Below are 8,665 nucleotides of genomic sequence, written 5' to 3' on the forward strand. Positions count from 1 at the left end.
ATATAAAGATGATTCTGAAAAAAATATAAAAGGAATACCTTTTGCTAGATTTCCAAGATGGTATTATTGTCCGAATTGTAAAACTTTTAAGCCTATAGAAGAATGGCAAAAGGATTATGAAAAAATAAGACAAAATAACGATTTTATGTTAAAACCTAGATGCAGTAATATAAAATGTAAAGGGGCATTATTAGTAGCACCATCAGTATTAGTTGCATGTGAAAAAGGTCATATAGATGATTTTCCTTGGATTGAATGGGTTCATGTGAATGAAAAAAAAGTGTGTGAGTCTCCTCAATTAGAAATAGTATCTACTTCAAGTAGTTTAGGATTAGAATCTTTTGTAGTAAAATGTAAATGTGGGGCTCAAAACTCTTTAAAACTAGCATTAAATAAAAATATTTTTAAAAATTCATCTAAAAAAGAATGGTTCAAATGCAAAGGAAAATTACAATGGAAAGGAATTAAAACTAATAAAGATAGTTGTGAATTATATCCTGAAACTATACTTAGAAATGCATCTAATATATATTTTCCTAAAATAGAAACTTCCATAGTTATTCCACCTTATTCAGATGAATTGAATATATTAATTGAAAATAGTGCTGAATATAATGAATTAATAGGAGTTAAAAGGAAAAAACAGAAAAAAGGAAAACTAGAAGAATTCATAAAGGAAGATTTAGGAGAATATATAGAAAGTATAGCAAATGAAATTAATAGAATGAATGATTTAGATTTAATTGAATCTATAGTTAAAAGAAAAATTTGTGAAACTGAAGGTAATAAAATTACTGTAAATAGAAATATATATAGATTTGAAGAGTATAATGCTTTAAAAGGAAAAATAGTATCAGGGAATTTTAATACAAGAGATTTTAAAATAGAAAAAGTATCAGGAGATAAATATAATATAAAAGAAATTGCTAGTGTTACTTTAGTTAAAAGACTTAGAGAAGTAAGAGCTTTAACTGGTTTTACAAGATTAATCCCTCCAGATAATTATGTTATGGGAACTGAGTCATCTAATAAGGATAATAGAGTAGTTGATATAAAACCAAAAAATGAGAACTGGTATCCTGCTTATGAAGTTAGAGGAGAAGGTATTTTTATAGAAATAGATACATCCTCAATTAATAAATGGCTTGAAAACAATGAAGAAGCTTTGGAAAGAGCAAATAAATTAAATGAAAAATATCATGAAGATAAAGGTGAAATAACTGATAGAATAATATCTCCAAAATTTGTGATGTTACATACATTAGCACATTTACTTATTAAAGAGTTGAGTTTTGAATGTGGATATTCTATAACAGCATTAAGAGAAAGATTATATTGTGATATTCCTGGAGAAAAAAATATAATGAATGGTATACTTATATATACTGCTGATAGTGATTCAGAAGGGAGTCTTGGAGGATTAGTTAAACAAGGAAGAGTGGATATATTACCAAAAATATTTGTGAATGCTATAAAAAGAGCTAAATGGTGTTCTTATGATCCAATATGTATTAATAGTACGGGACAGGGAAGAAAAAGCCAAAATTTAGCTGCTTGTTATAGTTGTACATTGTTGCCAGAAACAAGTTGTGAAGAATTTAATATTTTATTAGATAGAGCGTTAGTAGTTGGAACTTTAGAAAATAATAAATTAGGTTTTTTAAGTTCATACACGTTATAAAACAATAAATAAAAGGGGCTGTCGTGCTAAGAAATATGGCGATGCCCCTTTTTGTTGTAAAAAATTTTTTAGTTATTTAAAAATGGAGTATTCCTAATCTCATCCGCCAATCTCTCAATAGTGTCGTTTAATAAAGCTGTACAATCCTCATCTAAAGCACATTCTGCTAGAGTATCTATCAAATCTTGGTAAAAATTCTCATCCCCAGTAAGTCTATACCAAAATTCTTGCCCAACTATTACTGGATATTCTTCATCAATTTTTTTATAATGAGCATTTAGTTCGTTTTTCGTACCGTAAAATACACCGACAATTAAGTCATTATAGCCAATTGCCAATCCGTTAGTTCGAGCAAGTCTCTTAACAGCACTAAAATGATCAGTGATAGTTTTTACATCGTCTTTATTTATTGTATTAGGACCAGCTTTTATTTGACAGTATTTTTTACGTCCATCAATATAATCTGTAAATTCTATATCAATGCCGCTAGTTGTAGAAGCAAATCCCTCTAAGGTTGATGTACAGAATTTTTGAAGATTAGTACCGAAAGATGTATTTATTGAAGTTCCTAGAACTCTTGGATAAACAAGTGCCTTGGCTATATCTTCAGGATTACTTGAGCCATTCATAAAATTTGCTAAATATTTAATTAAAAAAGGATTAATGTTAAATGATTTAAGTGTTAGTTTTTCTGTATTTTTTTTATGATTAGCAACTAAAGTATCTGTAAAAAATTCCTTTGCCTTGTTTAAAATTTCTTGTTTTTCTTGATCAGTCATAATATCTCCCTCAATTTTATTTATTCTTACATTTATTATACAACAAATATACTATCAAAATAAATATATTTATAGTTAAATTAAATTTAATTTAAATAATAATTATTATTTACAGTTTTGCACTAGTGTGATAAAATACAAAAAGAAAAAGTTAATGTATTTTCTTAACTATTTTTGGGTACATTAACAATGAGGTGAATTAATGAAGAGAATAAGTATTGATAAAAATAAATTAAAAAAAATAATGAGAGAGAAAAATATAAAAAATCAAACTGAGTTAGCATCAAGCATGGGAATAACTAAGAACCAACTCTCGGTGATATTATCCGATAAATTTACTCCTATAAAGAGCAATGTGGAAAGAATGTGCCAAATATTAGATATAGGTTTTGACGAAATTATGGAGATTGAAGAAATTGAAGAAGAGCAAATGACATTTGCAAATTTTTATGAAGAAACTGAAATTGATCACAAAATAGAAAAAATCTGTGAAATGAAAGAAGGTTATATTCAAGAAGAGAGTCATATAGATATAAGTGATGTTGTAGCTAATAGACCGTATACATGTGTTGAGCTATTTGCAGGGGCAGGTGGGTTAGCACTTGGATTAGAGAATGCTGGATTTGAGGATGTCGGTTTAATTGAATGGGATAAATATGCATGTGACACTTTGAGACTTAATAGACCTAATTGGAATATAATTCAAGGCGATATAGTTGAAATAGCTGAAAATGGAATAAGAAATTATATAGATAGAAATATCGAAATTGATTTATTATCAGGAGGATATCCATGCCAAGCTTTTAGCTATGCAGGTAAAAAATTAGGACTAGAAGATGTAAGAGGGACTATGTTTTATTACTATGCAAAAATACTTGAGGATTTGAAGCCAAAAGTATTTTTAGCCGAAAATGTAAGGGGGCTTGTATCTCATGATAACGGAAAAACTATTCAAACTATGATAGATGTATTCACAGAAATCGGCTACGATGTAAAATATGAAATTTTAAAGGCTGTAAATTATGACGTGGCACAAAAAAGAGAACGAGTTATAATAATAGGGACGAGAAATGATTTGTCAGAGATTGAATTTAAATTTCCTAAGCCTTTTGATCATATACTGACATTGAGAGATGCCCTTAAAAATGTACCTGATTCAGAGGGAGCTAAATATCCCGACAAAAAGAAAAAAGTATTGGATTTAGTTCCTCCAGGAGGATGTTGGATAGATTTACCTGAAGATGTTGCAAAGGATTATATGGGTAAAAGCTATTATAGCGGTGGAGGCAAGAGAGGGATGGCAAGAAGAATAAGCTGGGATGAACCGTGCTTGACACTAACTTGTAGCCCTGCTCAAAAACAAACTGAAAGATGCCATCCAGATGAAACTAGACCATTTACAACGAGGGAATATGCTAGAATTCAAAGCTTTCCTGACGAATGGAGGTTTTCAGGTTCGATGAGTCAGGTTTATAAACAAATAGGTAATGCAGTTCCTGTTAATTTAGGAAAGGCAGTTGGTCTATCTATTGTGGATTATTTAAACAAGGTTGAACAAGTGAATAAAAATAAAGTTTTAAAAATAGAGCAGAAAATTGTATAAAAATTTAGTAAAAGCTAAAAGATTTTCTTATAGACGATAAGATTTTTGAAATTAATTTAGTTAGTAAAAACTCTTTTTATTTATATATTGAATAAAGAGAGTTTTTTTATGCTATTATAAATTTAATAGTAGTTGAGAGGGTGGACGAGTTATATGAAATACATATTAATATTATGGGAAAATCACGAAATTTGGATTGAAATAGACGATGAGAAGTGTGCTTTAAGACAAATATGTAAAGAACCTAATGGGGATATTGAAATTTCTTGTTTTGACGATTGCTTAGCTGAAGGCATTGTAGAGGAAGAGGATTTAGAAGGCGAAATTATTAAAATTAGCAAAGAAGATTTTGAAAAACAATGGAAAAGTCTCACAAAAGATTATTTAGATAATTGGAAAAAAATCAAAGAAAAATATTTTATAGGAAGCCAAATAACCGGAAAATGCAGGTATTTCTATCCTCAAGGAGCTGTAATTGAATGTCAAGATTGTACTGCTTTATATGGTGATATATTTAAGGTTGATGTCAATCAGGAGGTAAAAGGGACTGTGTGTGGTTATGATGAAGATAATATGTGGATAAAAATTGATATTTATTAGGAATGGTGAATTATGAGTTTATTAAATAAAAAGGAATATAATTTTTTAAAAGAAGACGAGCGATTTACAAATAAAAGGCTCGCCCTACTAACTTACGGTGGGAGCCACGCATACGGAACTAATAACAAGGGCTCAGATATCGATTTAAGAGGAATTTACCTGCCTACAAAACAGGAAATACTATCTATGACATATGAAGAAAAGCCGTTTACAGATAAAATAACAGACACTGTTATATACCCATTAAAGCAAATAGTAGAGCTACTGTGCAATTGCAATCCAAACACAATAGAAATTCTAGGCACGAGAGAGGAAGACATATTTGCAATAAATGATATAGGTAAAATCCTAAGAGAAAACGCATATGTATTTTTATCTCAAAAAGCATACGATTCATTCAATGGATATGCAGTCAGCCAGCTGAGAAGACTGCAAAACGCCATTGCAAGAGACAGTCTAGCTCAGCCAGACAAGGAAGAGCACATACTCCAATCGATAAAAAGAAGGATGGACACATTTGAAATATCATACAAAGACATATGCGATGGGGAGCTGAATTTGTACATAGATGATACAGATAGAGAAGGATACGACAAGGAAATCTACATAGATATAAATCTAAAAAATTATCCTCTTAGAGATCTGAGAAGTATGCTCGGCGAAATGAACGAGACTGTCAAGCAATATGGCAAATTAAACCACAGAAACAACAAAAAAGACGAGCCACATCTGTACAAACACGCAATGCACCTGATAAGGCTTATGATGATGGGCATAGACATCCTAGAGGGAAAAGGAATAAATACATATAGAAAAGAAAAAGATTTTTTACTAGATATAAGACATGGAAAATACTCATTTGATGAGATTTTTGAGATAACAAATGAATACGACCGCAAGTTCAGAGAGGCAAAAAATCATACCGATTTACCTAAATATGTAGATATGAACAAGGTCAACGAACTGATTGCGGAAATAAATTTACAGATAGTAAATGAATAGACTTAGAACTTTAAATCAGCAAAAAGGTGGGGATTAGATTGAAGGACAAAATTACAATAATAATAAATGCAAAAATTTATACTATAAATGAAGAAAATGATGTGAAAAAATTTATCGATGATAACGATGGCATAAAGGTAGTCTACGGCAAGGGATGATCTTTGTCGATTTTTGAAGGGGAGGAAGTTGGCAAGGGTCCTAAAAAAGAGCATTTAGATGAGGTATCTAGAGATATTCCCATAGTATTGTCTATTTCAGGTTTTAAATGGTGTATGGATCCTGAAATTTACAAGGAATTAATAGATGATGATAGATTAAAAATCAGAGTTTCGGCTGGATTTTCAATAAGCCCCGATATAAGCCCTATCCACCAAATCGATATAATAAGAGGTATTAGAGAAAGAATTGATTCAAATTATTTCAAGACTACTACGATAAAATTTTTGGCAGATGGAGTAATAGAGGGAACTACTGCTAGCTTGATAGAGCCTTATGAAATTGAAACTGGCAAGGGTGAGAATTATTACGGTGATTTTTTGTGGGACAAAGACGAGCTTTCAAAGGCGATAGAATATGCAAATAAAAATGGATTTTCTATACACGTACATTCTATAGGAGACAACGCCACTAAGCTGATATTAGATGCTATTGAAAAAGACGATCTAGATGACCAAACAGATTATAGAAATTCAATCACACATCTTCAGCTCGTCAGAAAGGAAGACATAAAAAGGTTCAAAAAGTTAAATATAATAGCCAGTGTCCAACCTTATTGGCATTTAAAAGGACCAAATTGGTGGGATGTAGTCGACTATAAGCTGGTAGGTGAAAGGGCAAAACACGAATATCCGCTAAATTCGTTTGTAGAAGCTGGTGTAAGAATTGCCTCTTCATCAGATCACTCAGCAACACCCGTACCGAATCCGTTTTTCGCAATACAAGCAGGTGTAACTAGAAATTTATACAACGCGAGCTATTTTTGTGTAAAGACAATTTGTAATATAGATGAAGAAAAATGGCTGTTAAACCAAGAAGAGAGAGTCAGTGTCGAGGAAATGGTTAGAAGCTTTACTATAAATGGGGCTTATTTAATCTTTAGAGATGATGAGATTGGAAGCATCGAGGTAGGTAAGTACGCAGATTTTATAGTTTTAGATAGAGATATTTTTGAGATTGAGCCGCTTGATATTGAGAAGACACAGGTTTTGATGACTTTTTTTGATGGAGAGGTTGTATATCAAAGGGATAATTTATAAAAAGATAAAAATTATATCAAAATATAAGTTCTTATTTACTTATATCATATCAAAATAAGGTTTATTTAGCATTATATTTAGATTTTAAACTTTTTACATATCAAAAATAAAAAATTATATATTTAATAAAGTAAAAAAATGCATTACAGAGAATTTTCTGATATTATATAGGTAATAAATTAACAAATTATGGGAAAAGGAGGAGAAAAAATGGAAAAGCTGTTTAAAAAAGCGATAGTATTTATAATTACTGCTTCATTTGTATTTAACTCGGGTCTGGGTCAAATGCTATCTTATGCACAGACTAGTGAAATCTACAAAAATGCAAAGTCTATTATAAGTAATTTTGAGTTAAAAAATATAGCTCAAGCTAATTATAATGTAGCTCAAGCTAATTATAATGTAGCTACTGCTAATAATATATCAGCTAGCAGTTATAGTTTAACTTTTGGAGATTTTACTTATACTGTAGATAATTCAGAGATAACAATAACTAGATATACAGGTGGAGATACACAAGTTGTCATACCTTCAGAAATTGATGGCATGAAAGTAACATCTATAGGAAGTTATGCATTTTCACGTTGTGATGCGTTAGAGAGTATAACAATCCCAAAAGGCGTAACGACTATAGGAGAAGAGGCATTTTCGTATTGCTATGCATTAGAGAGTATAACAATTCCAGAGGGTGTAACTTCGATTGCAAATAGTACATTTTTAGATTGTGAAGGATTAAAGAGTATAACAATCCCAGAGAGTGTAACTTCAATTGGAGAATGGGCATTTTCGCATTGTTATGTGTTAGATAGTATAACAATCCCAGAAGCTGTAACTTCAATTGAAAAAGGTGCATTTTATGGATGTAGTACATTAGAGAGTATAACAATCCCAGAAGGTGTAACTTCAATTGCAGTGAGCACATTTAATGGATGTAGTGCATTAAAGAGTGTAACAATTCCAAAAAGTGTAACTTCAATTGGAGAAAATGCATTTGATAGCTGTCGTTCATTAGAGAGTATAACAATCCCAGAAGGTGTGACTTCAATTAAAAACAGTACATTTAATGATTGTCGTGCATTAAAGAGTGTAACAATTCCAGAAAGTGTGACTTTAATTGAAGAATATGCATTTCAGTGGTGTAAGGGATTAGAAAGTATAACAATCCCAAAAAATGTAACGACTATAGAAAGCTATGCATTTTGGGACTGTGATGCATTAAAGAGTATAACACTGCCAGAAAGTTTAACTGATATAGGAGATTATACATTTAGTAACTGTGTAGCATTGGAGAGTATAACACTGCCAGAAGGTTTAACGTATATGGGAAGTTATGCATTTAGTGGATGTAGTGCATTAGAGAGTATAAAGATTCCAAAAAGCTTAACTTCAATTGCAGCAGAGGCATTTTCTGGTTGTGGAGGATTAAAAAGTATAATACTTCAAGAAGGATTAACAACTATAGGACGTGGTGCATTTAGTGCATGTGGTGTAGAGAGTATAACATTTCCAAAAAGTTTAACGTATATGGGAAGTTCTGCATTTAGTGGATGTATTACATTAGATAATATAATAATCCCAGAAAGTATAACAACTATAGAAGAATATACATTTAGTCATTGTAGTGCATTAAAAAGTATAACATTTCCAAAAGGATTAGAAACTATAGGAAATGCTGCATTTAGTCATTGTACTGCATTAGAGAGTATAACAATTCCAACAAATGTAACAACTATAGGAGCAAGTG

General features: G+C 30.9%; 7 protein-coding genes. 6 read left to right on the forward strand and 1 reads right to left on the reverse strand.

Annotation, left to right across the window (positions count from 1 at the left end):
• On the forward strand, nucleotides 1-1,681 hold a 1,681-nt coding region (locus tag SPD90_RS12345; RefSeq protein WP_320925429.1), incomplete at its 5' end, for a DUF1998 domain-containing protein.
• A gap of 68 nt (nucleotides 1,682-1,749) precedes the next feature.
• Here the strand turns inward: SPD90_RS12345 and SPD90_RS12350 are convergent.
• Nucleotides 1,750-2,460, reverse strand: coding sequence for a PmeII family type II restriction endonuclease (locus SPD90_RS12350; protein WP_320925430.1), 711 nt, complete (start codon nucleotides 2,458-2,460; stop codon nucleotides 1,750-1,752).
• 202 nt (nucleotides 2,461-2,662) lie between these two features.
• On the opposite strand from SPD90_RS12350, the gene dcm reads away from it, so the two are divergent.
• The 5 genes from dcm to SPD90_RS12375 form a co-directional block, all read left to right on the forward strand.
• Nucleotides 2,663-4,063: a DNA (cytosine-5-)-methyltransferase gene (dcm, locus tag SPD90_RS12355; RefSeq protein WP_320925431.1), complete on the forward strand. Its 1,401-nt coding sequence runs from the start codon at nucleotides 2,663-2,665 to the stop codon at nucleotides 4,061-4,063.
• A gap of 153 nt (nucleotides 4,064-4,216) precedes the next feature.
• On the forward strand, nucleotides 4,217-4,663 hold the full coding sequence (locus tag SPD90_RS12360) for a hypothetical protein (RefSeq protein WP_320626671.1): 447 nt from the start codon (nucleotides 4,217-4,219) through the stop codon (nucleotides 4,661-4,663).
• 12 nt (nucleotides 4,664-4,675) lie between these two features.
• The gene (locus SPD90_RS12365; protein ID WP_320925432.1) at nucleotides 4,676-5,665 is read left to right on the forward strand and encodes a DNA polymerase beta superfamily protein; all 990 of its coding nucleotides are present in this window, start codon (nucleotides 4,676-4,678) and stop codon (nucleotides 5,663-5,665) included.
• A gap of 161 nt (nucleotides 5,666-5,826) precedes the next feature.
• On the forward strand, nucleotides 5,827-6,921 hold the full coding sequence (locus tag SPD90_RS12370; protein ID WP_320626669.1) for an amidohydrolase: 1,095 nt from the start codon (nucleotides 5,827-5,829) through the stop codon (nucleotides 6,919-6,921).
• Nucleotides 6,922-7,131: 210 nt separating this feature from the next.
• Nucleotides 7,132-8,665: leucine-rich repeat domain-containing protein (locus tag SPD90_RS12375; RefSeq protein ID WP_320925433.1), on the forward strand; the 1,534-nt coding region annotated here is incomplete at its 3' end.

The sequence above is a fragment of the Intestinibacter sp. genome, from assembly GCF_034113885.1.
Lineage (GTDB): Bacteria > Bacillota > Clostridia > Peptostreptococcales > Peptostreptococcaceae > Intestinibacter.